At 70.1% G+C, this 1,818-nt stretch carries 2 protein-coding genes and 1 pseudogene; 1 reads left to right on the top strand and 2 read right to left on the bottom strand.

Annotation, left to right across the window (positions count from 1 at the left end; genetic code table 11):
• Together AC2W7M_RS24730 and AC2W7M_RS24735 are read right to left on the bottom strand one after the other, a co-directional pair.
• On the bottom strand, positions 1 to 535 hold a 535-nt coding region (locus tag AC2W7M_RS24730), incomplete at its 3' end, for a cache domain-containing protein (RefSeq protein WP_486135690.1).
• 65 nt (positions 536 to 600) lie between these two features.
• Complete coding sequence (locus tag AC2W7M_RS24735; protein WP_486135691.1) at positions 601 to 1,074, bottom strand: peroxiredoxin; 474 nt, start codon at positions 1,072 to 1,074, stop codon at positions 601 to 603.
• 285 nt (positions 1,075 to 1,359) lie between these two features.
• Between AC2W7M_RS24735 and AC2W7M_RS24740 the strand changes: the two are divergent.
• A pseudogene (locus AC2W7M_RS24740) lies at positions 1,360 to 1,818 on the top strand (hypothetical protein); the annotation flags it as partial.

Raw genomic sequence — 1,818 nt, forward strand, 5'->3', positions numbered from 1 at the left:
CGGTCGCGGTGACGGAGAGGTCATCGCGCGTCGCGCGCGCGGCCGGCGGTGTGGCACCGCCTTGCGCGAGGTCGCGATAGATCGGGCCGGCCAGCGCCTCGCGGAACCAGCCGTCCGCGGCGACCGACTGATTCTCCAGCGCACCGCGCGTCGCCGACGCCACGGTGCCGTCGGGCCGCACGAAGCCGATCCAGGCGCGGCGGTCCATGGCGCCCGCGAGTTGGTCGAGCACGGCACGCAGGCGTGCCGGATCGCCGTCCCACATGTCCTTCATCTGCTCGGACGCGGCGAGGAGAGCGAGATCGGACAGGCGCTCGCGCATCTCCTGCTCCAGGCGGCCGGCATAGGCCTTCGCCGTTTCCCGCATCTCGACTTCGATGCGGGCGATCGCCACGTCGCGGGTGATCGCCGCGGCCACGAAGGCCACGGCGGCGAGGCTGACCGCGAACAGCACTCCCATGGCGAGGGCGATCTGCTGGGCCAGCGTCATACGGTCGGTAAGCGCCGCAAGGCGCTGGCGCGCGCCGTCGAGCACGATGTCCTCCCTGTCGTGCGCCCAAGCTGTTCTTGAGCAGACGATACACCTTTTGACGGCAACGCTCAGGCGAGCGCCTGCGCGGCCTTCAGAACCTCCTCGGCGTGGCCGGGGACCTTCACTTTCGGCCAGGTCTGCGCAACCTTGCCGTCGCGGCCGATGAGCAGGGTGGCCCGCTCGATGCCCATATACTTGCGACCGTACATGCTCTTCTCGACCCAGACGCCGTAGGCTTCGAGCATCTCGCGCTGCTCGTCGGAGCCGAGCGGGAAGTCGAGGTCGTACTTGGCCTTGAACTTGTCCTGGGCCGAGACAGGGTCGGCGGAAACCCCGAGGATGGCCGTGTCGGCCTTGGCGAAGGCCTCCCGCAAGCCGTTGAAGGCGATGGCTTCCTTGGTGCAGCCGGAGGTATCGGCCTTGGGGTAGAAATAGAGCACCAGCTTCCGGCCGGCATAATCGGCGAGCGTGACCTCGCCGCCGCCGTCGCGCTTCAGGCTGAAGCTCGGGGCCTTGGTGCCCACATCGGGAAATTTGCTCATTCGCCTTCCTTTCGACGTGTTCCGCGCCATTAGGGGACGGACAGCACGCATTGCGCTGGGGATTCGACGCGCGTTGATCTACCTCATCTTTACGCCGCGCGTGCAGGATAGGTTCACTAAAGGGCGTCGCGGCGCCGCGGGCGGCGGACCGGGCGGCGTTTCGAGGCGATCCGCGGGCGCGGATCGGGGCCTCAGGTTGCGGGAGGTGATGACAGGCCCATGCGGGACACCGTGAGACAGACCCCGCCGGTCCGACGGGCGCCGCGTCGCGCGCGCCGCGGCCTCATGGGCCTCCTCGTTCCGCAGGGACGCCTGGCGCGTGGCCTGATGGTGGCGTGCCTCGGCCTGATCGGGCTCGGCGGCGTCGCGGCGGTGACGCTCTATGTCCTGGTCGCCAGCGGCGTCGTCACCGCCAACATCGCCACGCCCTATATCGCCCAGGCGCTCGCCGAGCGGATCGGCGGCGGCCACAAGGTGGTCATCGGCGCGACCACGATCGAGACCGTGGACAACGGCGCCACCGCCGTCGTGGTGCACGACATCAAGGTGCTCGGGCCCGATGGCCAGCTGGTCGCCTCGGCCCCGAGCGCCGAGGTGGAGCTTGAAGGCTCGCTCTTGTCCCTGGCGCCCAAGGCGCGCCGGATCGACCTCGTGGGCGCCGAGATGACGGTGCGCATCGCCGCGTCCGGGCACCTCGCGGTGGCGACCGGTCGCGGCGCCAAGCCCCTCACGCCCGGCGCGCGG

It is taken from the genome of Xanthobacter sp. BG11Y11_SDJG, from assembly GCF_057364445.1.

Bases quoted from the DNA above. Each gene is read 5' to 3' on its own strand.
- AC2W7M_RS24735 (WP_486135691.1), bottom strand. From the start codon at position 1,074: ATGAGCAAATTTCCCGATGTGGGCACCAAGGCCCCGAGCTTCAGCCTG.